This window comes from Paenibacillus sp. Y951, assembly GCF_056786395.1.
Genome location: NZ_JBXCIY010000006.1, coordinates 248522 through 275253, shown reverse-complemented (window position 1 = coordinate 275253; position 26732 = coordinate 248522). Strand labels below are relative to the sequence as shown.

Sequence of the window (26732 nt, the reverse complement as noted above, 5' to 3'; positions counted from 1 at the left end):
TCGTGAGGCACACCGCCTAAGGTTTCAAAAGCCTCGGTTAAGAATGACATTAAGACGGCTTGTGACTTCGTAATGCTCATATGGTAGAAGCGAAAACGTGAATAGGATAGTAGCAACACGGCAACATTGATCTCTACTTGCTCACCCTCGCGAGTTTCAAAGCGAATGTTTTCTTTCCAATCTAGTTGAGCTTGTACGCCTGGTGCCGTCTCGAAACGAATGGTTCCTTGTGGTGACGGAAGGCGATGTCCTTGTTTGAAGTAAGCTTCAAACGCTGGCTTACGAGCAATGTACGCTCTAAAAGCAGAGGCAGAGCAATCCAACCCATGATTATCCTTCAGATATTGCCATAACACACGCTTGTAATAGAAGACTTGCTTGCTGTCTTCAGAAAGCAAAGCAGCAATGATCTCGTAATACTCATCGATCTTAGATCCCTTGTCTTTCGTTGTTTTTTTTGTAAATCCATCGAGATACTTCTGGATAGTACGGGGATCTACGTCTAACTCTCTAGCTAATTGACTTCTATTGATTTTCATTTTAAGATTCTCCATTAATGATTTGAATTTAGGTAAGTCTAGTAAACTACGAATCTCAAATTCCGTTTGAACATCCAACGTCATGTACATACTCATCTCTCCCTTGAGACAAGTATGTAGCATGTCGTCAAAACTGTACATCTTTATTCAAGCAATTCTGTACATATTTAGACTAACATTTATAGATTGGGGTATTAACGTAAAAAGATTTTAAGGGGATTATGACCAAATAGTACAAAGGATTATGGAATGTTCTTGAATCAATAGCTTCTTCGAATTCGCTCGAAGGAGTTGGATGGGTATTTGGTTGGAAACATGCAAAGTCCGGATATCTGTTTTTTGTAAGGGAGATATGCTGAAAATATGAGAAATTCTCTTTGTATACGGATATTCATAAAGAACGGTTAACATGTGTTACTGACTGGATTGGCCACAGTAATGTCCAAATAAAAAAGGGAATTGATTCTGAATCATTTGTGGACATAATTCGAGCAAAGCATGTGTCTTAAAAGGCAACCATCATTGCATAAATATACTAGTTTCAGGGGGGACTCATGACTAGTTATATCAATAGAATATATTTTTTCTTTCATTATGGCGAATATATACTTTGATTTGTGGAAAAGAGTTGAGAAATTAAATGATAGTTGTGTTTAAAATCGTAGCATATAATTTATTGCTCTTTTTGTGCATGGGACTTTTTGTTATGGTTTTAGTTTTTATTTTTATGTATAAGCATAAGGTAAGATTTAGTTCAATAGTTGAATTCACTAGAATGCTGTTTACTGAGATTTGGTTGTTTAACGAGCTATGGGTTATTAATGAACTAGAGAGATGGGGGGAAGAAGCTCAAAGAGATTTATCATTTAAGAAATTTCTTCGGAGTTGTGGTATTAGCTTTTTATTTCCTAATAAATATTCTCGTTATTGGGGGGACATGAGAAGTATCGAGTTAGAAGGTGTTGAAGTAATATCTGAGAGTTATAATTTAATAGTCACTAAGATGAGTTTTTTTAAAGGAAAACTTTCTCTGAATTGTATGTTTGAAAGTAAAATTAATAACAAGAACTTAAAGCTTAATCGTGAAGGATATATGAACATTGACGGGGAACAATTAAAAGTTACGATATATAGAGAGGAAAATAATCTTAGTAATTATATCATATTAGTTAACAAGAATTTATCGGGGTTATTTGATGTTACTTACGGGACTGAAATATCATTGAAGTGTACGATATCGCGTGGCTCTGATATTATGTTGCCTCCTTTTAAGGTTCCAACTTATAAAATGCCTAGACAAGTGTCTGAAATTTTTTCCAATAGTAACTACTTATTATTTTGCGCATTAGGAGGATTTAACTTTATAGCACTCATTGTTATTAGCTTATTATCCCTTTTGTTGCTCATAACTTGGAAGATACTACCGTTTGTAGTGATGACGAGTTTTATAGCTTTACTGTTTTCAATTAAATTGAATTTGAAGTTATTTGGTGTAGTTTATAGTTCATTAAAATCATAATAAAAAATCTTTCTGAAAAACATCGATCTGGAACGTCGAATTGTCGACAGTGTTGGGTATAAAGTTGATTCAAATGTTTCGGCGTAGAACGTGGACATCGTCTCAAAACACTATATTGTTCTCTATTCTTAGATATAATTCTTAGGGAATAAAAGTAAGGATATTTATTGATATGTGGTTGCGATTAGTGATTTTTATTCATTATATACTTTATGTAAATGTCAATCAAAAGTAAAAGCGGAAAAGGGTGAATATCAATGTATCTAGACACGGTTAATATCTGGAATTGGAGAAAATTCGGGGAGAAGTAAAGTGGACAGCCTGGGATAACAGTAACTTTCAATCCCCATTTAAATGTTATAGTTGGAGAAAATGATGCTGGGAAGACCGCGATAATTGATGCTCTAAAATTGGGGTTAAGTACAAATAGTCAAGATTCTTTGTGGATTAAAGAAACGGATTTTCATGATAGTGAAAAATCAATAAGATTAGAGTATTAAAGATATTGAAATCAGAATTCACTAAGGGATCATACTTCTCTTCACTTGAGTAGCTTGTTCTTGAACTTGGTGAGTATGTTCATTGGCTCATCAATATTCAAATTCACAGAACATGAGGCTATTTAAGAACTTTGGAATTTAAACAACGGAACTTGTGATTTTATCCAATTTAATGTTGACATTCTGATAGATAGTGAATCAAAAGAGATAGTACATATCAAATTCAATAGGCATGTCATAAAGATTGTGAAAAGTCCAAACTATCCCAGAAACTATGTTCGGGATGTAGTGCTACCAGTTTGATATTTAAAGAAAATAAAATTGATGAGCACAAATATTAGAAATTAAATTTAGGTTTCTTAGGAACCAACTATAATGTCACTGAACATTGGTGTTAACATCCAACAAACTCTAACGCCCACCATTAAAAGCAGGCAGTAAGTTTATAGAGTACTATCACAAGCAGAACTGTTTTCAGGGCATTCCTCCTGATTTTATTCAGCTTTTTCTTTTTTATTTTGATCTCTTCCTCGATCTTACCGTCAAAATTTTACGGTTCGAGTTATGATTTATCTAAGACCTCACGCCCATGAATTCTCCTCTAAATTCAGTCAAACATGGCGTTCAGAGAGGTTTAGTAGGAAGGGGAATAGTAAGGCTGAGATGACTTGTGGGAGTGAGGCATCTCAGATTTTATTTTGTAGAAGACTCATTTTGATGGAAACAGGTTCCTTTTAGGCTTATATGCTTCAAAGAAGGAAAGGGTGTTGTCGTATTTCACACGTGCAGCCCAATTAGATATTGGTTTTCCATGATCCTGGAATCTATCTCTTAGATGACCTCTATGATAATTGTCCAATTCATCAGCGTTACACCAATTAATAACGAAGTTCTTTTCAATGTTACCTGACTTCTTAGGCACTTCGTATTCAACAATATATTTATTATCTATAAGTGTATAAAACAATTCCTCGTCTTTCTTAAGAACCTCTATGCATTCATCGCTTAAAATACATCCTGACCATTGCTGATTTCCCTCTATTTCGTAGGCTTTTGTCAATCCCATTCCAATTACATTCATATGACCAGCAGTATTATTTCTTACTGCGAGTTCACCCGAAGCGATACCACCACGAAGAGGCATTCCATTCCTTAAAAAATTGACCATTAGTTCTCTTACAGATGTTATTAGAAAGTATATTGAAAACGGATCATTCTTGTCCACCCAAAGTATGATACTGTCCGAGAGGTTTAGATAATTAACATTTGGAAAATTAAAATTTGGGTTTACTTCACGAATTTTATTGATGGCCTCCATGTTTTGAGTTATTTTCATGTCATAGATTCTCATCATACGTTCATGTGATTGAGACTGAATCATTTGACGAAATCCTAGAATGTCTAGAAATGCTACAATTGAATCTTTGCTTATGGAATTGTCCATAATGCCTCCCTTTAAACTTCATATATTTTGATTACTATAAGACGATGGTTTATTATCTTGGAATATAATGTATCATACAAATACTCAGAGTAGAACCTCTAAGAATCATGAGAACAATTAAAAATTTAATGAATTTTTATTTTGTGGTCTTATGTAAACATTTCTGTAAATGTACAATGCAGAAAACTGACTATAAAATAGCAGGACAAGGGTCTAATATTTAGAAAAGGTATTTGTAAAAAAATGTCGAATCTAAAAGACTATAGTAGTTTACAATCTCTTCAATTAAGTCTGTTAATAACATAAATCAGAATAAGAGGTGTGATAATGTTTATTAGTAAAATAACCATGAGAAATTTTAGATTATTAAATGATACAACTCTCGATCTTAAAAAAGACTTGTCATTATTAATTGGTAGAAATAATAGTGGTAAAACATCATTCCTATGTTTATTTGAAAAGTTCTTTTCGCAAATTCGCTTTAACTACAATGATTTTTCTTTATCTATCCGAGATAACATAAATAAAATTGATAATAGCACAGATGTAAATGAATTATCTATTCGAATGATATTAGAAATTGAATACAGTGAAGAGGATGACTTGGAGTATATTTCAGAGTTTATCTTAGACTTGGAACCAGAGATTAATACTGTAAATATAGTGTTTGAATGCTCTATAAATAAAAGTAGACTTTTAAAAGATCTTTCAAATATCGGTGAAAAAGATAAAGAAAAGTTCATAACAAAAAATATTGAAAACTATCTGGAAGAAGAAGTATATGTTTTTGAAGATTATAATAATTTAGAAAGTATCAATAGATACAAACTGATAAAGAAAGATTTGACGGCAATTAAGAAATTGATAAACTTTCAAATAATACATGCAAAACGCGATGTATCTAGCTCTGAAGAAAATAAACAAAGTAAAAAAGCGTTATCAATATTGACAACAAAATTTTTTAATAACAGAAATAAAAACGTAAGTGATGATTTTACAAAAATCAATGAATTAATGATTGAAATGGATAGCAAACTAGATCCTAATTATGGTGAGTTTTTTAAATCATTTCTAGAAAGTTCGAAAGAATTCTTAAACATACAAAACTTGCAAGTTATATCAAATATTCAATCGAAAGAGTTGTTCGAAAATTCATCACAAGTCGTGTATGGCCAAGATAATAATTATTTACCCGAGCACTTAAATGGTTTGGGTTATATGAATATATTATATTTATTATTAACAATAGAAATTAAAAAAGATAATTTTATTAGAGATAAACGAGATATCAACTTACTATTTATTGAAGAACCTGAAGCGCATACGCATCCGCAAATGCAATATATCTTTGCAAGAAAAATAAAGGATATATTATCGGATATAAAAAATCTCCAAACAGTAATTACTACTCATTCAGCACATATCGTATCACAATGTGATTTTAAGGATATTAGATATCTATTGAAAAAAGAATATAAAAATAAAAATGAAAATATTGAAATTAAGAATTTTCATGAAGAGCTAAGCAAAAAGTATAGTAACGAAGAGGATTTTAAGTTTTTAGAGCAATATTTAACAATTCAATCGGCAGAATTGTTCTTCGCTAGTAAGATAATATTCGTGGAAGGTACTACAGAAAAGATGCTTCTTCCGTTTTTTATTAATAAATTCGATGAAGAGAATATTGCATTGGATAAATCATACCAGCCACTGAATTCGCAGAATATTTCCATATTAGAGGTGGGTGCAAACGCAAAATCATTTCATGAATTCCTTGAATTTTTGGGCATTAAAACATTAATAATTACAGATATAGATACGACAGAAAGAAAAGTAATTAAAGATAAAAATGGTGTTGATACAACTAAATATACAGCTTGTGAAGTATCCAAAGCTCAGAATACAAGTAATTATACATTGAAGCATTTTTTCAAAGCACCTAGTGAACTTAAAACACTGGAATTCAAAGCATGGCTTAATGGATTAATAAATAATACATTACTAGATTACAATGAGTACATTAAAATAGCATACCAAGAAAAAGATGGAGATTATCATGGAAGAAGTTTTGAAGATGCATTTATTAATTGTAATTTGGAAATTATGAAAAAGAAAAGAGATGAATTACAAGGAATAAAGAATAGAAGGAGACTAGACGACATTACAAATATATATGAATTAACGGACACTATTTTAGAAAAAAAATCTAATTTCGCTTCCTCTTTACTTTATCTAGCACTAACGGATAATGAAGTTGACTGGAATATTCCTTCCTATATTAAAGGAGGATTATCATGGATAGCGAAATAACACCACTTAACAAAATCAAAAAATGTATCAATGAAAATCAAAACTTTGTATTACAAGGCGGTGCGGGGAGTGGGAAAACGGAAACATTAAAACAACTATTAGAATATATATCAGAACATTACCCGGATAAAAAAATCGCATGTATTACTCATACGAATCTTGCAGTTGATGAAATTAAATCAAGAGTGGGTGAGCAGTATACAATTAGCACAATACACTCATTTTTAAACGCTATAACAAAGGATTATAAAAAAAATGTACATAAAATAATTTTTGGGATTTTTAAATTAAATAAAGTAGAACAAAATGTTGTTGAAATTTATGAAGATGATAAACAAAAAAAGAAAGCGGAACATGAGAACTATAAAAAAATTCACTCTAAATATGCAGCTAGATTGTTTACAGTGGCTAAAGACAATGCTAGTAAAGTGGAAGGGAAAAAGGAGTATGAAAAAAGTCCTGAATACTATAACGAAATATTAAATAATAAAATTGATATGCTCAATAATGTAATATTAGAGAAAATAGAGGATAAAAATTACAATTATATTAGATACAATGAAACCAGTTTTGATAACTTAAACGAACTTTCATATGGTCATGATAGCTTAATTGAGATTGCATATATGCTCTTGGAAAAGTACAAAGTATTAGGAAAAATACTACAGGATAAGTACGATTTTATATTCATTGATGAGTATCAAGATACAAACAAAAAAATCATTGATATATTTCTTAAGATGCTACCTAATAAAAAGAAAACAGTTATAGGATTGTTTGGTGATTCTATGCAGGCTATTTATGAGGATGGTATTGGTGATGTTGAAGAGTATATTAAAGGAAACTATTTAACAAAAATTATTAAAGAAGATAATTATAGATGCTCAGAGCAAGTTGTACAGTTTATTAATCAGTTACGAAACGATAATTTGGAACAGAAAGTAGCCTTTAAAGTAAATACGGAGTCCATACTTGAAACGATGGAGGATAGACAAGGGAGTGTCAAGCTTTATTATGGCATATATAATAATAAACCGAATGTATTTAGTAGTATAGATGATAAAAGCGATTATTTAAGGGCTTTAAATATATTAATTGAAGAAGCTAATGAAAATCAAAACGATCTTAGAAACCTTATGTTAACAAATAAATCTATATCTGGTAAAGCTGGCTTCGAAAATCTTTATGATGTATTTAGTACAAGATATTCTGATCCAAAGGAGATTATTGATAATCATTTAATGTCTTTACAATTATTTGATTTAACTGAGCTCTGCAACGCATATGAATGTAAGAATTATAATTTTGTGCTTTCTAAAATTCAAAAATATGGATATTACATTAGGAATGTTGAAGATAAATTGAGAATAAAAGGGGTTTTTAATCGAATAATTAAATCAGATAAAAGTGCTTTTGCTACATTAGAATTAGCTTTTGAATTGAAACTATTAAATAAAAGTGATAAGTATTCTGAATACTTGAATAGAAAAGATACATTTTTATTAGAGCTAAAGGAAAATGCTGAATACTTAAAATTCAAAGGTTTATATAAGGATGGAAATAATACTTATTCGAGAATGAGTAGGATAACTAGTGATTGGGAGGAAGATGAATTTAAGGAGCTTCAGAAAAACATATTGAAAGAAAACTTTTACGTTGATTTGTTTTCAAATAAGATAAAGTTTGTTGAAATAATTAATTATTACAAATATATGAATGAAAAAACTCAATATATCACGATGCACAAGACAAAAGGTTCAGGTATTGATAACGTACTAGTTGTATTAGATGAATACTTTTGGAATGCTTATGATTTTAAATCAATTTTTGATTCTACTGAAGACAATGAAATAAAAAGACATAAGAATCAGAAACTTGTATATGTTGCATGTTCCAGAGCTAAAGTGAATCTGATATGTGTGAAGCTTATATCCAGTGATGAAGAACAGAATATATTAAAGTACTTTAAGGAATCAGTTAAGATCGAATTAAAACAAGAACAATTGAGTTAAATTCATATTGTTATAGAGTAAAGACAAGGAACTAACTTTAATGTAATCGAATGATGAACTCATCTTTATCAAGTATTCCCTTTTGGTTGGAATGAAAATACTAGCATTTAGAAATACAGAAAAAGATCTATAGCTGACGGCTTCGCCTGTGTTATTTAGGGGCGAAGCCGTTAGTCATTTTTAAGGGGAATATCGGGGTGAATTATCAATAGTTCATTTAAGTGCATGATAATAAAATTACTGGGCTGGTTAAAATGATACAAAGGATGGAAGAACGTACGGATTTACCATACTCTGTTCGAACATTATAGGAAATATTTATAATATTGTGAATTGATTAATAGAATGGCTGATATCTGTGTGCAACGACCACTTTTGTCGTTAGAAAAGTCCATATGGATTGCTTAAGAACTTGGCATTAAGCATCCATATATGGATGCTACCCCAGTAGTAATGACTAAATACTTTAAGAAATCATGCTTCTTAAAGAGAGCTATTATTGTGGAATATTAGTAGAGTTTGAACGAGCAATCTTAATCAATTCTAAAAGCTTAGCCATTTCACTTAATTCACTTGACTCCACTAGTAAAATTGATTCTAGTGCTGTCTTTACTGAAGAAATTAAAAAAGTTATAGAGAATGATACTACAAGTAATACCAAAGCCAACGCTATTTTTTCTTCTAATATGCTTCCACTACTAATTAGTATAGCTACAGTTTCGCTCCAAACGGGAAAAGCTATAACAGCTGTTAATGTAACTGGCCACCATTTCTTTGTCGTTAGAGTATCACTAGAGTTTTTATAGTAGTCAATTAGTGTATCGATGTCTAAGTTATGTAAGTCTGGTTCTAAAAGCTTCTCATTTAATTTGTCACTTCTGTACGCTCTAAGAAAAGTTTTTTTATTAGTACGTTTTATTAATGATTTGTTGAGTAGAGGTGAATATTCAGGATATTGTGTTAGAGCATAGCTTATTGACAAATAATCCGAAATGCGTGTAAAGACGAAAGTGGAGATAACTCCTAGTATAATAAAAACTAAAGAGGTGAGTTTACCTATTCCAAATAGTTGGCCTATCGTGCCGACCAATATTGATACAATACTTAACAGAGTAAGAATTAAAAAAAACTTGGACTTACCTGTTATCCAAATGTGCTTTTCCGTTAACTCATTTTTAAAATAATTAAATAACCTGGTTTCTTTAATCAAAAAATCTGTTGAAAGAGAACTCATATTATCACTCCAATTATGTTTATTAATGATACGTATAATATTGTTAATTAGTTCCATGGTAATAAATATAATATCTTGTTGAAAAAAATATAACAGCTACACAAACACATTAATAGAAGCTTATACATTCGTGTGAGCAGTCTATATCAAGGTGTTGAGCTTGAAGGGATAAGCCGATTTAAGAGTATTCTATGAAATATAAAGTATACGTAGTATTGCTTACCATATGTGTATTGTTTCCCTACAGTCTGCCCTAACGATGAAGTTGACCTTCACGATTCCAAAGTATCCACGTTCTAAGTTGTGTTAGATTGTAGATATCCAATTCATTTATCATCTGTTCAACAGGGACGCCTGGAATCCTCATTTCAATTGCTTTCATCTTCAGATCTATTGAATAACTCACTCTGGTTCCCATAATAAATACATCAATAAATTGTATTTATATCTTACGACATGATTTACATTTCTTGAAGGTGTTTTGATGTGTGTCAGGTCCAGGGGGCAGTTTCCTTTAAGGCGTTGGACGAATTCCAACGCTTCTTATATCAATTGAACAAATTATGGAAATATGAGATAATAGAATTAGTGAACTAATGTTCTCTAATTTTGTTAATAGGATTGTGGAAAATGGGAAAAGCAATTGACGCCATACATGCTGGTATAACATATCAAAATCTATATTTCTGGTTGTATGCATCAGAGATGCTACATAAAAGTTCAAATATTAAAGAAGTTTTTTATGAGGATAATCGTATTAAATCTCTTGATGATGTCGTAGTTGAGTACGATAAACCTCTTGTTGGAGATTATGATCTTAGTGAGATAAACATGGATGTATATCAAGTTAAGTATCATGTCAAGAATTCAGAATCAATTGAATTTTTGGATTTAATTGAACCTTCCTTTATTAATGCTGTAACCTATTCATTTCTTCAGAGAGTCCAAGAAGCTATAAAAGGTGGATATACAAACGCAAGATTTAATTTAGTAACCCCGTGGAATATTAAGCAAGGGGATCTTCTTGAAAAGTTGCTGGATAATCACCATAACAAATTAAATATAGATTTACTTTTTGATGGAAGACAAAGAAGTGCAATGGCTAAAGCAAGAATAGCAATAATGAAGCACTTAGGATTGCAAGAAGACGCTGAGCTGATACAAATCTTACGGAGTATTCGTATTCAACATAGCAAGCCAGGAATTTCGCGATTTATTAAGGAGAATTTAAACAATAGCTTAAAGCTAGCAGGGTTAACTCCTATTAATGATAGAGCTCTCACAAATCCCTATAATGATTTAGTTATTAGTTGTGCAGCAAAAGGAGTAAAGAACTTTACGAAACCCAATCTTATTAAGATATGCAAAACAGAAGGGTTATATTATGGTCCACCGTTAATCGTTAATGATGAAATCGCTGTTGGTATACGGAGCTTTGTTCCTTTTACTGAAAGCTTGGAAGATGAGACTGAACACCTACTTTGTATTAGTCATCAGTTTAATGATCGACTATTGAAAAGTGACATAACTTGGAATGAAGATGTGGCTTCTGCAGTTAAGGCCTTTATCCAACAGACGTTTCAGCAGGGCAATGCCTATTATGTTCAATTTAATGCACATCTATCGATATCATTTGCTGCTGGCATGTGGTTAAATCCAAAATCAGGTACTAAAGTATATCCTGTACAACGCGGAAATGGCTTAGTAGCGTGGATACCAGATATACAATCAGCAGAATACACGGAGTACACATCATTTAAGGAGGAGTACGAATCTGTTCCATTAAATGATTTAGAGAGAATTCGTGATACGATAGTTTCTATAAGCATAACACGAGATATTAAGTCACATGTTGAATGGCACGTCGAGCAAAACGGGCTTGATATCCAAACTTATTATCATTTTTCCTTAGAGTCTGTAGGGGGTAAGTCAGTAAGAGATGGTACACACGCATGGTTATTAGCAGAACAGGTGATAAGATCACTAGATAAAAGAAATCCGATACAACGAAAGGGAATAGTACATTTGTTTATTGCTGCTCCGGGTGGATTTGTTTTTTTCTTGGGTCAGTTAGCTGGAAACATACCAAATATTGTTTGTTATGAGCATGACTTTACAGGTGATGGCTCCTACTCTCCTTCTTTTACTCTACCTTTATAATTTTGATTGGAGGATCTCTATGAATATACCAACGTACTTCGCCAGGTTTTTGAAAGAAATTCGATTAACTGAGAATCAATTAAATGATCTTAAAAAAGGACACACAACATTAAGGTCAAGGTTAAACGCTGATGAAAAGTTATCAAAGGCTATTGTGAGCACATTTCTACAAGGAAGTTATAGAAGATCTACAGCAGTGCGCCCTAAAGGCGATAGTAGATCAGATGTTGATGTAATTGTAGTTACTAGACTTAGTATGGAAGAATACAGCAACCCTGAGGACGCTCTTCAAGAATTTGTGCCATTTATGGAAAAGTATTATGCAGGAAAGTATGAGATTCAAGGAAGATCTATTGGAATTTCATTAAGTTATGTAGACTTAGATGTGGTTATAACAGCAGCTCCCTCTGAGAGCGAAGAAGGCATATTAGAATCAGCAAGCGTAACTGATATGAGAGCACTTGATGAATTACAATCATGGGATTTGAAAAAATCTTGGGAAGTTAGTGATTTGTTTATGCAAACCAACCAAGTGTTCCAAACCAGTTCAAATGAAAATGAAGCAGAGTGGAAGACTGTTCCTCTTTGGATTCCCGACAGGGATTCTAAAGAGTGGAAACAGACAGATCCACTAGCCCAAATTAAATGGACACGAGATAAAAATAAATCTTGTAATGGTCATTATGTTAACGTAGTTAAAAGTTTGAAATGGTGGAGAAGGATTAATGATATTCCTAAATATCCAAAGGGGTATCCGTTTGAACATTTAATTGGTCTTTGTTGTCCTGATAGTATTCAAACCGTTGGCCAAGGAGTAACAGAAGTTCTTGAAGGAATTGTGAGTAATTATCCAGCAAAACCTGTTATGCCAGATCATGGTGTACCAGATCATGATGTTATGGCCAGAGTTACAGATGAAGAGTATGAGGAGTTTTATAAACTTATTCAGAATGCTGCAATTATTGCACGTAAGGCTACGGATGCAACCACTGTTAAAGAAAGTGCTGAGGGATGGAATGAACTATTTGGTTCAAAGTTTCCATTGTCAGAGTCAAGTAACAATAATAGCGTAAACGAGAATTCAAGTGGGTTCTCTAAAAGAGCAGACACAATATCTGATCTGAAAGGTGCACGTTTTGGATGAGTGAAGCCGAAACGACACAGTCTATACAAATTGGATGTAATCAACTTGAGATTCTAAAAGGTTTTGAACAATTAGATGAGTTAATCTGGCATTCCAAATTGAAAAAATGGGTACTTCATTTCAGTATAACTGAGATTGGAACCAGTGAGTCTCAAATTCCGAATTATACGCAATGGTATATGCTAATAGATCCCCTATATCCTCGGGGTCCTATTAGCATATATCCTGATAGAGATAATGGTATAAATCTTACATATCAACACCAAAATCATAATATTGAAATAGGGGACTACCCATGGAGATGGGGAAAGATATGTACCGATTGGGATGATAATTCCCTTGAATTATTATCGGATAGTGAGGAACTTCTAACAGCAGATCAACGTATGAGTTGGCATGTACAAAGGCTATATCAATGGTTGATTGCAGCGTCTAAAAACGAATTGGTCAATCCAGGAGATCATTTCGAATTACCTCATCTTCACTATTTAAATGGAAATGATGAAACGATTACTTTTGCTGAAGAGTGTCATCATCTCGAAATGTGGACTTCAACTAAATCTAGATCAGGGTATCTTTCAATTAAGAAACTAAAGGAATTTCCAAATACTTTATTTGCAACAAATTTTTTGAACGGTAAAAAAGATGAAGTGCAAAGCTATAATTGGGGTAACCTTATTAATAATTCCTCGGATTCAAGTCTTTATATTGGAGTATGGTTGTTTCTTCGTTTCAAACCTATTTTAAAGCCATGGTCTTATCCTACAACAATTGGAGAATTAGAGGCTGTTTGTAAGGATCACAAGTTAGATATCTGGAAAGAAATCTACAGTTTAATGGATATTTTTAGAAAACAAGATCGTAATTTTATATTTATTGGATTTAATATACCTAAAATTATCGGACAAGAGAATTCGATAATGCACTGGATTGCTTTGGAATTTTCTCAATTAACAAAAAGGACAAAAAAAATAAAGGGTTTTAGAAGAAAAAACGATTTTTACTTTTCAAGAGATCGCTTAAATGAATTAAATTCTAAAAGGAAGATTAAGTATCTTCGCACTGAAAATTGGAGCAAAGAAGCTATTTTAAGTAGAGGAAGTTTAAACAAAAATATTCAACAGGATAAAGTATTCTTACTAGGTGCAGGTGCTTTGGGATCATCTATAGGGGAATTACTTTCACGTACTGGAATATCTCATCTTACGATTTGTGATGGGGATGAAATAAAAATAGGCAACTTATCTAGGCATATACTTGGTGTAGGAGAATTAACCCATAATAAAGCGACTGCCTTATCACGTAAACTGAATAATAATAATTTACATATTAGCTCAAGTTCAATTACAAACTCATTTCCCGATTTTAGTGATGATGAAATTGAGCATCTTGAAGAACATGACGTTATTATTGATACAACGGGTAGCGACGCGGTAATAAATTTATTGTATTCTTTTGATTGGACCGTCCCCAAGAGATTTGTATCTATATCTCTTGGTTTCGGTGCGAGAAGAATGTTTATTTTACTTTCCAATAAAAATCCATTCCCACAAAAAGATTTTTATCAATTTCTGCAACCCTGGATTACACTTGAAAAATTGGAAAATCAAAACGTAGTTTTTCCTAGAGAAGGAATCGGGTGTTATCATCCATTGTTTCCAGCTCGGCTTGATGACATATGGACAATGGCAGGATTAGCTATTAAAGAAATGGAAGCTTGGTGGCCGAATAATCTGGGATCAAGTATATTTGCTGTTTACGAACAACAACAATTGAATGGGTTGCCAGCAGGAGTTTTATTAAAGCAAAGAGAGGAATTCTAGATGCTGTTACACAGATATCGAAATCTTGAGCGGGGACTCGAAATTGAATTTGAAGAAACGATATTAATTGAAATGCTTAATGAATGTTCTTCTTACGGAAAATATGAAACTGGTGGAATACTTGCTGGATACTATGACGACTCATTAAATAAAGCAGTTATTGTCGGAGGTAGTATTGCCCCGAATGATTCTAGGCACATGCGAGCTAGATTTCATCGTGGGATTAAAGGACTTAAGAGTTGGCTTAAAGAAAAATGGGAAGAAGAAAAAGCCTATTATATTGGGGAGTGGCATTTCCACCCGTTTTCTACCAGTAAAATGAGCCTAGTAGATATTAAACAAATGCAAGAAATATCTAACGATAAATCCTATCATTGTCCAGAGCCAATTTTATTTATTATTGGAGGCGATCCTAATAATACTTACTCTGTTAGTATTACTGTTTTTATAAGTTCTGTTGGTCTGGTACCACTTACAGAGCACAGTATAGAGTACTTGTAAATCTTGTTTTCGCATTCCGAGATGAAACTTTTTAATCAATCAATTTGCAGCCATTTTCTTGTGAAAAGTTTAAACTTAAAATTAAATTAATGAACAAACTATAATGTAATTATCAGACACAAACTTAAATGTCATCGCAGGTTTAATACACTTTTCTCAGACACTAACTATAATGTAAGTTACAAATAAAGCTAAAAACCCGAAAATGCTTGATAATGCTGTGTTTTTCAGACACCAACTATAATGTTACTGGACACTTAGTGTCCCCAACTGTCTACATCTAACAAACTCTAAAGCCCACTATTAAAACCTTGCACGAAGCTAATAAAGTTTAACGACAAGCCGAGCTGAATTCAGGCATTACCTCCTGAATTCACTCGGCTTTTTCTTTTCTATTTCAATCTCTTCCTCTATTTTTTTCTCAATCAAAATCCTCGTAATCCCTCGCCAACACTGGCTTTATCTCGATTTAGTCTCTGGTTTTTTAAAATATTTCTTTTCCCTATCAAACCTATTCCCCATGTTTTCCCTTGCCCTTCCGTCAAACATTTACGGTTCGATTTGTGATTTTGATGGGGGAATTTTTCAATGATTTTCCTCGGTTTTCAGTCAAACATGGCGTGAAAACGGATTTTTTTGGAAGATGTCGTGGAGAGGAAAAGCCTTGTGGGAGTAGGGTGGAGCGGGATTTTGGTTGGGGGAGTTGCAAACTCATTGCATGGGGACATTAATGCATTATGAAATTGATTCAATTATTAGAAAAAAATTCAAAAAATGTGCAGGGTTTGGAGTATTACGAGCGTCTATTTATATAGGGAAAGGTGGAAAGGGGGAGTGATTCATTCAAGATGAACAAATCATTAGGCAAGTGCTAGCTGGAGATCAAGCAGCATTCAAACACATTGTCGATTGATATCAAACTTATATTTTTCAAATCGTTTACAGCGTTGTACGTCATACGAAAGATGCAGAAGATCTCACTCTAGAGATTGGTTTTCGAAAACGTTTTAAATAGTCTTACGGAATATATAAGAGCATCATTAGATTTACTATTGTGCTTGTATGAAGTGGACGAAGATTATAAGCGCCAGTAAGAGAAGGTTGGTGTTACAATGGGAATATTTTGGAAAATGGGAGCCAGAAATTTCATAGCTCGGATTCGGCAAACGCTACTCACTGTATGCATAGGGTCTATCGGTGTCTTTCTAATTTTTTCTTGTTATTTTGTCATTTCATCTATTACACATAGCAAATCACTATGGGAAGAAAAACACTTTGGTGTAATTGGTACAGAGATTTATCCGCGTGTCGGACATGAGTTGACTGAGGATCAGATTGATAATATTAAGACGAAACTTCAAACCAGAAATATTACCAGTCTTCCCAACGTGTCTCAGGTGGTTTCCGTTCACAGCGGGAATAATGATGAAGCTAGGGAAGATAGCATCGTTGCGTTAGGATTTGATTTTCAAAATGCTCGGGAATTAGAGCCGAAACAACCGCTGTGGTCTACTGATCCCCTGACAGCAGAAGAAGCTATTGTATCGGTTCCGCTAGCACGGCGGTTGGGACTTAGTGTCGGTGATACAATGGTGATCTCGTTTGCTGGGCAAGAAGTTCCTGTAACTATTCGTGATTTAGCAGAGGAAAGCGGATTAACAGGTTTTCGCGGAACAATGCGGGCACAAGGGACAGTTATTCTCTCGGATAAGCTTGCGCATCAGATATTCGGCGTTCCAGTAGCAAGCGCACACAGTATTTTACTGGCGACGGACAAGATGTATTCATCATTACCAGGCAGTTCCTTCTTTACTGATCTCATTGAGAGACCAATCAAAAAAGAAGCGCTATCTCATATGTCGATGGTGCAGAGTATTTTCACGCCTCCATTTTTATTTTTTGTCGCTGTTTCTTTATTCGCTGGAATTCTGTTGTTGGCGCAGTTGTTTAATATTCTGAAAGAAAGGCGCAAATATTATCTTGGCGTGCTCCGATCGCTTGGAATCAGTAACCGCAACTGCTTTGTCATCTACGTGAGTGAGTGTACGTTACTGTGTGCGGTCATTACCATCTTGGGAGTTGTGCTCGGGAATGTACTCGGTTTCGGATTACTGTCTGTTAATGTATTTTATATCGAACAATTACTGGTACAGTATTCCGCTTACGCCTATCCAATCCAACCCCACGTGGATGTGACGGCAACATTCTGGATTGCGTTGACCATGTTTATCATTTTCTTACTTCTCGCTTGTTTTGTCGGGCGTTTCATTAAGCGCACATCCATTCTGCACCTAATGGGCAAGGAAGATAATCGTGTTAATCCGGCACAGAAGCGTCTGCTCAAAATCTTAGGTTGTCTCCTTGTCACAGTGGCATTCATTTATTTCAATTATATTGCAACAGAGGGGCTTGCAGATGCCGATAGGCTAAATCTTAGAGTATTCGGTTCAATTATAAGTTGGCTTATTGGAATAATATCGATTGCCTATCTCATGTTTCTCATTGTACCTTGGTTGAAACAGGCATCCTCCATTTTTCCGCATCGATGGTTGGATCGTCTGGCTGTTACGTTAGGCACGCAGTACCCGAATATGCGGTTTAGTCGTTCATTCGGCATCGTTTTATTGTTTACAGTATTGTCCTGCTGTTTGATTGTGATGCTAAGCTTCGCTTCTAATGTTGAAGATTACGCCGCTGTAAACAAAAAAGATTCTTTTATGGCTACCGACGCTTATATGTCTTATGTCGATGAGCGAGAAAAAGATAAGCTTACAGTCAATATGAATGAAGTGCAAGAAATCGTCCAAAGTGCTGCCTACATGGATACATACAGAATATTTGTTTCATCTTCTGACAATGCACTTACTCTGACAGAAGTAACCCCACCTATGAATGGTAACAAATGGGCATATTCGCAAGTTGTGTGGGGAAAGTGGCTAGGGGAAGGCTACCAATTACCACTCACCTCCCGTGCGCCGCAATTTCAGAGCGATGCAGAAGTATTTCAGGCTATGAGCGATCAAGCATCTGTCGTTCTCGTGGATGAAAAATTGGAAGGCACGTACCAAGTAGGTGATCAGATTCCGCTTCGCTTACTGAGAGGTGGGGGTAAAGAGCAGAACCTGATTGGAGAAGAAGTGGTCACGATAGCGGGAACCTTCGCCATTGGTGATGATAACCGCTTCCATGGAAACGTGTTTATGGTGACTGACGAACTCTACAATAAATATAGTACATACGGGGCTTATAAGTGGCCTGGGGATCCCAAAGGCTTTGCGCTGTTGCAGTTGACTGATACAGATGTGACGGCGGTAGATTCCATAAAGACACTGAAATACCACTTTACAAAAACAGCCGGTGTTACGGTGAGTACGCCTGGTGAGGACCAGGCAATCATTAATATGATTGTTAAGGCTGAATTCACGCTGTTCTCATACATTATGTCATTCATGATGCTTATGGCCTTGCTCGGCATGTATGTGGTTCAGATCCGGTCTGTACAGGAGCGGCTTCCCCATATGGTTATGTTATGGCAAATGGGGGTAAGTCAAAAGTCGTTGAAACAGATTTTTATGGTAGAGGGTTGTCTGATTGGTCTCGTTGGGTTGATTAGCGGTGTTGTTGTCGGAAGGCTCGGTTCGGAGATGCTGATGCGTCTGGCGTGGATGGGTGTTGAGTTTTCGTTCCCTTATCTGAAAGTGACAGGTCTCATCATCGGATTGCTGATCTTCATCTGGTTGTTCAACCGATTCAGCACAGCCGGATTAAGACGTATACAGATCAGTCGGAAAGAGTAATATGGGAGGAGGTTTTTAGATCATGATTGTAGCCAAAGCTGTTCATAAGAACTACGGCATGACAGCGACTCCACAAACGGTCGCATTATCAGGGGTGGATTTACACATCCATAGGGGAGAGATGGTAAGCATTATGGGACCATCTGGTTGTGGCAAGTCCACATTGCTTTATACGCTGTCAGGTATTGAGCCAGCTGACAGTGGCGAGATTTGGTTCGACGAGCAAGCGATCCACCAAATGAGTGAAAAAGATGTCTCCGCGCTCAGGTTGAGGTCGATGGGTTTTGTCTATCAGCAGTACAATCTGATTCCTGTGTTGAATGTCATTGATAACGTTGCATTGCCGCTTATCAGTCAGGGCGCTCAGATGTCAGTTGCCCACAAAGCTGCAAAGGCGGCACTTAAAGATGTCATGCTATCGGATAAGTTGAAGGCCATGCCGCATGAACTGTCTGGAGGGCAAGCTCAGCGGGTTGCAATTGCCCGCGCTATTGTCCATAATCCTTGCGTCATCTGGGCTGATGAGCCTACTGGAGCTTTAGATACTGTGACATCGGAGGCGGTAGTAACCTTGCTACGCAAGATAAATACAGAGAAGCAAGTGACTGTGGTTATCGTCACGCATGACCCGTTAGTTGCATCAGCAACAGATCGTGTAATCCGTATGAAAGACGGAAGACTAACTGATTCTGTTGAGCGCGACAGGGTATAAGGAACTTGCAGGCGTTAAGCACATGGTCGTGTTTAGTTATGCGCTTGAAATCCTGTTTTCAGCGATCTTCTTGCCGGCACTACGTAGCAGGTATCTAACTTAATGAATTTTCGCTATGAAATCATTGATGATGAAATTATGCAATCGAGTAACGGCAATTTTGCAAAAAAGCAAAGATGGTTCCTGTAACTTTTGTAATCACGGCAAGAAAACTATAGTATCCGTTAGTTCAATAAACAAGGGGCAGTCTAGTACTTTATTTTCCAGTCTTAGACTGCCGCTTGTATTATAATTGGAGGAAGTCTAAGACTTATTCTTCGAAGCCTGACGATTTAGCAATTCAGAAATCCGCGTAGGATCAACAAATCCAGTCTAATACTTTATTTTCTTTGAACATTTGTAGACTTGCATTTAAGTTTCCAACTCAGCACTCAAAGTCTGCAACTCAACACTTAAAGTTTGCCGCTGAGCCGACCGATTTTCAGGATTTCCTCCTGTTTATCGCTCGGCTCTTTTTCTGTTTTTCTCCTCAATCTCTCCTCAAGTCAACGCCAAAATCCCTTGCTACATCTGGCTTTTCCTCAATTTTTTTGATTTTCTCGGTGTGTTTTTCGGGTTTCAGCTCAAATTTTTAGCTATTTAACGTGATAAAGAGTGGGAGGCGAAAAGTGGCGAGAAGCCTTGTGGGAGTAGATCAGAGCGGGATTTGTTGGGGGTGGTGAGGGGAGTTGCAAACTCATTTGCGTGGGGACAACAATTTCATTTAATACGATAATCTTCGAGTAAGAAACAAGTAAATAAAAATGATCCTGAGTTAATGCGGAATGCGTTGTTCTATTTTCCGAGTTGGAATCATGCGTTGAAGTACGCAGAGCTATTGTAAGGGCAGGGAACTACGTTTAAGAGCCTAGAGATTGCAGGAGCTTAATTCCACAATCTCTCGGCTTTTTTCTTTCTCTGCATTCTTAATAGTGGTGTTGAAATAGTTCGAAATACTTATATCACTGACTTAAATCTGTACTTATAATTATCTATGTATACCATTTTAACCAGATATTGTATTAAATGATATCGTAATCAAAACTATCTATACAACTATAAAATTACATGATGAGAGGGTAGTTGACCCAATTATGATTAATCTTGGATCAGAAAGACAAAAACAAATCAGTTATATTGGTATTACCGAGGCTGATTTGAATCTATTAAAAAGCAAGGAAAAAGAATTTAAGCTTATCGTCAATACTCTTGTCGATGAAGTATATGAACAGGTGACAGCCGTACCAGAACTTCTCGCCATAATAGAACAACATAGTACATTGGAACGTTTAAAAGAAACTCAACGCTGGTACTTTCTATCTATGGCATCTGGTGTGATAGATGAAGCATTCATTGAAAAACGCCTGTTTATTGGAAAGATTCATTCAAGAATTGGTTTAACAACGAATTGGTATTTGGGAACATACATTTTATATTTAGATCTTGCTACAGCCCATTTTGAACGGGTATTACCGATTGAGTGGAAAGGCGTTATTCTATCGTTAACTAAAATGTTTAATCTGGATTCACAATTGGTTTTGGAAGCATATGAAACGGATGAAAAAGCGAAAATGGAATGCTTGTTGGAGAAGCAAAATCATTTACTTACAGGAGTGAGTTCAGCAGTTCAAGAATTGGTAACTTTAATGGTACAACTAAAAGATAGCAGTGAATCGATAGAGGATTCAGCATATAAGAATGAGGATTATCAAGAGAAGACGCACGAGAATGTGCTGTATTTGGACAAAGAGGTTGAGTCTATTCATCAAGTGGGTACGTTGATGAGGGAAGTAGCGGGTCAAACGCATCTTTTAGGCTTAAACGCCGTAATTGAAGCGGCAAGAGCAGGTGAGTTTGGGCGTGGTTTTGAAGGCGTTGCGAATGAAGTTCGAAAGTTAGCTTACCGCTCAAAAGATTCATTAGGAACAATTGATCAAAGGCTGAACAATATTCACGCTACGCTCAATAAGGTAAAAAGAGACTCAGAACATAACTCACTGTATTCTAAGAAGCAGATGGCAAGCTCTCAAGAGTTAGCTTCCTTCGTGAAGTTGATTGAAAAGGTAACGGTAGAATTAGAAAATTTGAAGTGAGTATAGCACAAAGGAAGTTCCGATGTGGAACTTCCTTTTAAAATTTTAAATATCTAATATACGTTAATCTTGGATTACGATTCAAACTATTGTTTGTTTTGGAATAGTAGATACCCTTGACTGATAGCCTTTTGATTTAATTGAAGCTCATTCATATAAGCTGTGATTTTTAATTGTAACTTTTGAACAATCTTCTGTTGCATGTCATTAATGTGTTCTTCTATACAAAATGCCGAACAAGATAGAAAACCATTTGCATAAGACTTTGTTTCATCAACTATAGTATTTAACTTCTCCTTATAGATCCTCTTTACAGCACCGCTCTCTGGTTTGATCTCGTAATAACGATTAGTCTCAACGAGTAATCTCCAAGGGCTAATCTTGATATCAAACTGACCTTCTCTTAATTCCCCTAATACCTTAATAATGACTTTGTGACTGTTCATGATGTTAATGATCCTCCTGAAAACTCATACTTTAGATAGAAAAGATTCTCCTAAGGATATATCTTTTATTCATATATGTGGAAATTATAACACGTAAAAACATCATTTTCTATAGAAATATAATTAAATAGTCCCATTAAATAGTCCCATTACATAGGAAGGGGTGGAAGCATTGGAACATCTTATCGGAAAGAAAGTAGAAAGTGATATTTTAAATAAGCCAGGAAAACTAACGAATAAAGAATTTGAGATTGTGAAAAAGCACACCATCTTTGGATATGAACTATTGAAAGAGACAACTGGATTAAGTCCAAAAGTTGCTCGTGTTGCTCTGCAACTTCACGAACGTGAAAATGGAAGGGGATATTCATTACAGCGTAACATAAATATACAATTTATTTAATGCTGTAATTCCAGAAAATGACGCGATAGCTTAATAAGCCGAAATAAAAAGTCGAATTCCTTAGCATACAGGAATTCGACTTTTTTATGTTTAAACATACTTAGCGTATAATATCTGCGTTTTGTCGGCAGAACCCCAAAAACAATATTCGAACTATATAAGAAAATCAGAAAACTACTTGACATTGGAGTCAACTCAAATGTTATTCTGGATTCATGGAAAAACTTTATTCTATACAAGAGGTTTCGCAGATACTTGGGATGTCCAAAGATGCACTTCGGTATTATGACCGGATTGGGATCGTCTCGCCGTCTCGGAAAGACAATCGGTATCGCATGTATTCGAGGGATGACCTCATAGACTTGATGAATATTCATATCATGCGGTATGCGGAATTTACTCTTGACGAAATCAAGGGGAAATTGGGTTTCCGCAAGATGGAAAATATCGATTCCGCTTACTGCGAAGAGGTTGCTGCATTTCTCGATGCTAAGAACGCAGAAACGCGCAAGAAGATTAACCATCTGGAAAAGGTCAGTCGGCTTCTCAATTTAACAGCTGAAACGTTAAGGGATTTTAATAACGAAAGCGATCAACGGTTGGCAGAATTCGTCCGCGAGCTTTACAAGGATATCCGGGGGAATGAACCGGGAATTTCAAGGGAGGATTGTGATCATCATCAAGGTTAGAAATTTTTATTATCTGATTACAGGTGTTCTTGCAATGCTGTTTGCCGTTACGCATGCATGGAACGGACATTCCGCTGTGCTGTCGACGCTCGACATTAGGGCGATGTCTATGGATACCCGGACGGTATTCACGTATATTTGGCACATTATAACGGCGGAAAATCTGGTCTTCGGCATCGCATTCATTTACATGTCATTCCAAAGTGATCAATCGAAGATCCGTTTTGCCGCATGGATGATCGCGGCGATCCTAATCGTCCGACTGATGGTCATTCTTGGTGTAACGGCATTACTTGACGTATCGGCTCTTACGGATACGTTTATAGATTCGATTGCCATCGTAATCTATGTTGCCTTGATCATACTAGGCACAACAATGAAGAAAAAACAGGCCGGTGGTTAACACTACAGTAACAGAGATGTCCGAATATGGCTTAAAATAAAGTCACGATGTTTGTAAAAAAAGAAAATATTTTCTGGCTGACCTTATAATACGATCGGGCGCTTTTATGAAGTAACTAAAGTCTAATTTCTCGGTGTTAAAAACGAGAAATTAGGCTTTTTATTATTTATTTCAATCTCTTTCTCTATTTCTTCCCCAATCAAAATCCTCGTAATCCCTTGCCAACACTGGATTTATCTCGATTTAACCTCTGATTTTTTTTATGTATTTCTTTCCACTATCAAACCTAACTCCCATGCTTTCTCTTACTTTTATATGAAACTTGACTTAGGGGGAGAAATGGATGAGTGAAATTGAAATGGGAAATAGTAATCCTTCAGCGGAAACGTTAATGTCAATTAGAACCCAGTATAATGTGAATTTAAACTGGTTGTTAACCGACGTAGATTCGAAAGATGGGATTACATATGAAGACTATTACGAAAAAAAGTTAGTTGAGGTTTATAGAAAACTTAATGAATATGATAAGAATGAAATTATAGAGACAGTACTTCTGAAAACTAGATTCAAATCAAATTAATAACAAGATTAATGGAAAAGTATTTGCTGTTAAAAGAAAATAAAGTAATAGACTAGAGAAAACAATTTGTAGACTGAGAAAATATAGTATTAGCTGGTATCGTATTATGAGATCAACCAGAAAGAACTGGTTGATCTCATAATACGAACGGGCAGTTTAGCGTAACCTTTTATCGCAGATAGCGTCTATATTATTACATATTCAGGATTCATAAACGAGGTGAGCTAATAATAGAATGAAAAAACGAATTTTACTTTTTGTTGGTATTATTGTGTTCGTGGCAATTATCGGCGGTGTTACATTGCATAATTTTGCTAAAAACCTAGGTGAAAGTTACAATCAAATAGGTTAACGGGAAAAGAGGACTTACAAATCCTAGCGTTGAGCTAACGGAGAACTATAGTTCAATAAGGGCAGTAGATAGTGAAAATATAGAAATAACCATTAGAGTTAGACAGCTTCATGTATAAGGGCATGTTTTCTTAGATGCTCATAATTGGTAGATATATGGAAGGGTTGGTGTAATGAAGCGTACAACTTTCTGGGGAAAAGATGAAAACGATGAACGATTAGTATTTCAAATTATTGAAGGTGTGAAGACAGCTACGTGCACTCCTAAATGCTGGTACGATGCTCTTCCAGAGGAGATAACGGATGTTGGAGAAACAATTGAAGTTTTCAGTAAAAAAGGTGAGTTTATGTGCAAGATAGAAATAACCGAAAAGTATGAAATCCCTTTCGGTGAGATCGATGATCGAACTGTAAAGGGAGAAAACTCCTCCTCGTATGAAGAGTTTCATAAGGATCATGTATATGCGTGGGAAGAGGATTTGAGAATTGAGGGTTATCAATTGAATGATCACACAATGATAGTTGTCGAGCACTTTAGATTAGTAAAGTAGTCATCGTTATTGAACTCCCATGGAAGAACGGAATTACTTCCATCATCTGTGGTGCGACGCTTGCGCTGCATGTATGGCTAACGGCCAGGATAGTTTAATGATAGGGCTATAAGGCTGTACTAGATAGAATAATGTATAGTGTACTGTTGAGCTATGGGAGACCATAACAAAACCACCTTTTCGAAGGTGGTTTTGTTATGGTCAAATACTAGTATTAAAATTTAACATAGCCTAGATTTTAAATATTGCACCCACATCCCGTGCAGCTCAGCTTCCGATACTTGAAATGCACCTTGGAAATCAGTGGCATCGCGTATGAATTTGTTGAGCGCATCTAAACTGTATGAATGGATGAGATATTCTACGATCAAGTACGAGAATCCATATCCCCCTATCTTCTCGAAATCCCAGGTATCATTAGTTAACGCTTGAAAGCTAGGGACAGCGTTATTTTGAATCGCTTCGGAGGTGCTATACTGGATATATTCTTGTGACATTTGTTTGGCTTCATGCCCTCCGAGCCCGTGTGTAAGCCATTTCGGTGCCAACGGATTAATATCCTTCACTAACCACATCGTAAACAAGCTTATAGTGTGCCGTAGTACCGATTGATACGTATGTTCAGGGCCTGGGTTGAGTGGGGATACGATTTTAATTTTATTGTCTTCATAGGTTCCCATAAACCAATTGGGCGCATCCGGCTCATTTATTGCTTGATGAAAAGTGGGCAGATCCGGATAAATCTCAATAGCGATTTTCTGAGAAGGTCGATGACGATAGGTTGTAATAATTTGATCTACATTGCTTTTCAACTCTTCAAATAAGTCATGGTATACCTTGTTCATACCATCATTCTTGGAGGGAGCCTCGCTTTTATCCACAATTGATATCAATTCTTTAATAGACATGATTGTAATGTCACCCCATTCTTTTAATTCTTTTTTTAGTTTGTTTAAGGCACGGTAGAGTCTGTTCTTAACTGCGCTTTCAGGCATCCCGATGATTTTGGACATTTCCAATAAAGTGCAATCGACGAAAAAACGCAATGATATGATTTGCTGATCTAATTCATTCAATCGGGCTAATGCAGCACTAATATCAAGACGGATATCGACATCTCTAGCAATATCGAGGGATATCGATTGGGACTGAAAATCGATTACTTCATGCACTATTTCTTTATTTCGTGATCTCGTACGATACTCGTTTTTCACAATATTTTGCGCGATTTTGAATAGCCAAGTAAATATACTGGAGTTACCCTTAAACAAGTGAAAGTTTTCCATTGCTTTTAAAAAAACTTGTTGCGTTAAGTCATCGGCAGTTGCCGAATTTGTCTTTACTGCAATATAGTTTCGAATTCTATCTCGATATTGATTATAAATGGCTTCGAAATGCTGGATGTGCTCCTGCTCCTCCGGAAGAACAGGGATTTTCTTTTTGTCTTGAGCTCGTGACACCAGTAGTACCTCCTCCTTAACT

22 protein-coding genes are annotated in these 26732 nt (G+C 35.4%); 16 read left to right on the top strand and 6 right to left on the bottom strand.

Features of this window, described 5'->3' with window-relative positions; all coding sequences use genetic code 11:
- A partial coding sequence (locus AC1TPB_RS11470; RefSeq protein WP_482076596.1) for a transposase occupies positions 1–629 on the bottom strand: 629 nt, incomplete at its 3' end.
- A gap of 559 nt (positions 630–1188) precedes the next feature.
- On the opposite strand from AC1TPB_RS11470, the gene AC1TPB_RS11465 reads away from it, so the two are divergent.
- Together AC1TPB_RS11465 and AC1TPB_RS11460 are read left to right on the top strand one after the other, a co-directional pair.
- Positions 1189–2058 carry a hypothetical protein gene (locus AC1TPB_RS11465; RefSeq protein WP_482076595.1) on the top strand — a complete coding sequence of 290 codons (870 nt, stop codon included), beginning with the start codon at positions 1189–1191 and terminating at the stop codon, positions 2056–2058.
- 326 nt (positions 2059–2384) lie between these two features.
- Positions 2385–2558: an AAA family ATPase gene (locus AC1TPB_RS11460; RefSeq protein ID WP_482076604.1), complete on the top strand. Its 174-nt coding sequence runs from the start codon at positions 2385–2387 to the stop codon at positions 2556–2558.
- Positions 2559–3267: 709 nt separating this feature from the next.
- Here the strand turns inward: AC1TPB_RS11460 and AC1TPB_RS11455 are convergent.
- The gene (locus AC1TPB_RS11455; protein WP_482076594.1) at positions 3268–4002 is read right to left on the bottom strand and encodes a hypothetical protein; all 735 of its coding nucleotides are present in this window, start codon (positions 4000–4002) and stop codon (positions 3268–3270) included.
- Positions 4003–4329: 327 nt separating this feature from the next.
- Between AC1TPB_RS11455 and AC1TPB_RS11450 the strand changes: the two genes are divergently transcribed.
- Both AC1TPB_RS11450 and AC1TPB_RS11445 read left to right on the top strand, forming a co-directional pair.
- Complete coding sequence (locus AC1TPB_RS11450) at positions 4330–6312, top strand: AAA family ATPase (protein ID WP_482076593.1); 1983 nt, start codon at positions 4330–4332, stop codon at positions 6310–6312.
- Positions 6297–8324 (top strand): UvrD-helicase domain-containing protein, encoded by a 2028-nt coding sequence (locus AC1TPB_RS11445; protein WP_482076592.1) that lies wholly within the window; start codon positions 6297–6299, stop codon positions 8322–8324. Before AC1TPB_RS11450 ends, AC1TPB_RS11445 begins: the two co-directional genes overlap by 16 nt.
- 496 nt (positions 8325–8820) lie before the next feature.
- Here AC1TPB_RS11445 and AC1TPB_RS11440 read toward each other — a convergent pair whose 3' ends face one another.
- Both AC1TPB_RS11440 and AC1TPB_RS11435 read right to left on the bottom strand, forming a co-directional pair.
- Complete coding sequence (locus tag AC1TPB_RS11440; protein ID WP_482076591.1) at positions 8821–9615, bottom strand: hypothetical protein; 795 nt, start codon at positions 9613–9615, stop codon at positions 8821–8823.
- A gap of 196 nt (positions 9616–9811) precedes the next feature.
- Positions 9812–9964, bottom strand: a complete 153-nt coding sequence (locus AC1TPB_RS11435) for a hypothetical protein (protein WP_482076590.1) — start codon at positions 9962–9964, stop codon at positions 9812–9814.
- A gap of 224 nt (positions 9965–10188) precedes the next feature.
- On the opposite strand from AC1TPB_RS11435, the gene AC1TPB_RS11430 reads away from it, so the two are divergent.
- The 7 genes from AC1TPB_RS11430 to AC1TPB_RS11400 all read left to right on the top strand — a co-directional run bounded on the left by AC1TPB_RS11430 (position 10189) and on the right by AC1TPB_RS11400 (position 21827).
- The gene (locus AC1TPB_RS11430) at positions 10189–11718 is read left to right on the top strand and encodes an SAVED domain-containing protein (protein ID WP_482076589.1); all 1530 of its coding nucleotides are present in this window, start codon (positions 10189–10191) and stop codon (positions 11716–11718) included.
- Positions 11719–11737: 19 nt separating this feature from the next.
- A complete protein-coding gene (locus AC1TPB_RS11425) occupies positions 11738–12862 on the top strand; it encodes an SMODS domain-containing nucleotidyltransferase (RefSeq protein ID WP_482076588.1) in 1125 nt (374 codons plus the stop codon).
- Positions 12859–14685 carry a ThiF family adenylyltransferase gene (locus AC1TPB_RS11420; RefSeq protein ID WP_482076587.1) on the top strand — a complete coding sequence of 609 codons (1827 nt, stop codon included), beginning with the start codon at positions 12859–12861 and terminating at the stop codon, positions 14683–14685. Before AC1TPB_RS11425 ends, AC1TPB_RS11420 begins: the two co-directional genes overlap by 4 nt.
- Positions 14686–15186: an MPN domain-containing protein gene (locus AC1TPB_RS11415; protein ID WP_482076586.1), complete on the top strand. Its 501-nt coding sequence runs from the start codon at positions 14686–14688 to the stop codon at positions 15184–15186.
- Positions 15187–16298: 1112 nt separating this feature from the next.
- The gene (locus AC1TPB_RS11410; protein WP_482076585.1) at positions 16299–18983 is read left to right on the top strand and encodes an ABC transporter permease; all 2685 of its coding nucleotides are present in this window, start codon (positions 16299–16301) and stop codon (positions 18981–18983) included.
- 22 nt (positions 18984–19005) lie between these two features.
- Positions 19006–19695, top strand: a complete 690-nt coding sequence (locus tag AC1TPB_RS11405) for an ABC transporter ATP-binding protein (protein WP_482076584.1) — start codon at positions 19006–19008, stop codon at positions 19693–19695.
- Between the two features lie 1133 nt (positions 19696–20828).
- Positions 20829–21827, top strand: a complete 999-nt coding sequence (locus AC1TPB_RS11400; protein ID WP_482076583.1) for a protoglobin domain-containing protein — start codon at positions 20829–20831, stop codon at positions 21825–21827.
- A gap of 86 nt (positions 21828–21913) precedes the next feature.
- Here AC1TPB_RS11400 and AC1TPB_RS11395 read toward each other — a convergent pair whose 3' ends face one another.
- Positions 21914–22273 (bottom strand): hypothetical protein, encoded by a 360-nt coding sequence (locus tag AC1TPB_RS11395; RefSeq protein ID WP_482076582.1) that lies wholly within the window; start codon positions 22271–22273, stop codon positions 21914–21916.
- Positions 22274–22445: 172 nt separating this feature from the next.
- Between AC1TPB_RS11395 and AC1TPB_RS11390 the strand changes: the two genes are divergently transcribed.
- From AC1TPB_RS11390 to AC1TPB_RS11370, 5 genes are all read left to right on the top strand, one after another.
- Positions 22446–22676 (top strand): HD-GYP domain-containing protein, encoded by a 231-nt coding sequence (locus AC1TPB_RS11390; RefSeq protein ID WP_482076581.1) that lies wholly within the window; start codon positions 22446–22448, stop codon positions 22674–22676.
- 215 nt (positions 22677–22891) lie between these two features.
- The gene (locus tag AC1TPB_RS11385) at positions 22892–23365 is read left to right on the top strand and encodes a MerR family transcriptional regulator (RefSeq protein WP_482064709.1); all 474 of its coding nucleotides are present in this window, start codon (positions 22892–22894) and stop codon (positions 23363–23365) included.
- Positions 23346–23768 (top strand): hypothetical protein, encoded by a 423-nt coding sequence (locus AC1TPB_RS11380; RefSeq protein WP_482076580.1) that lies wholly within the window; start codon positions 23346–23348, stop codon positions 23766–23768. The genes AC1TPB_RS11385 and AC1TPB_RS11380 overlap by 20 nt, the downstream gene beginning before the upstream one ends.
- A gap of 343 nt (positions 23769–24111) precedes the next feature.
- Complete coding sequence (locus tag AC1TPB_RS11375) at positions 24112–24348, top strand: helix-turn-helix domain-containing protein (protein ID WP_482076579.1); 237 nt, start codon at positions 24112–24114, stop codon at positions 24346–24348.
- Positions 24349–24872: 524 nt separating this feature from the next.
- Complete coding sequence (locus tag AC1TPB_RS11370) at positions 24873–25250, top strand: ASCH domain-containing protein (RefSeq protein ID WP_482076578.1); 378 nt, start codon at positions 24873–24875, stop codon at positions 25248–25250.
- Between the two features lie 221 nt (positions 25251–25471).
- On the opposite strand, the gene AC1TPB_RS11365 is transcribed toward AC1TPB_RS11370, so the two are convergent.
- Positions 25472–26710: an RNA polymerase sigma factor gene (locus AC1TPB_RS11365; protein WP_482076577.1), complete on the bottom strand. Its 1239-nt coding sequence runs from the start codon at positions 26708–26710 to the stop codon at positions 25472–25474.
- Positions 26711–26732 lie beyond the last annotated feature (22 nt).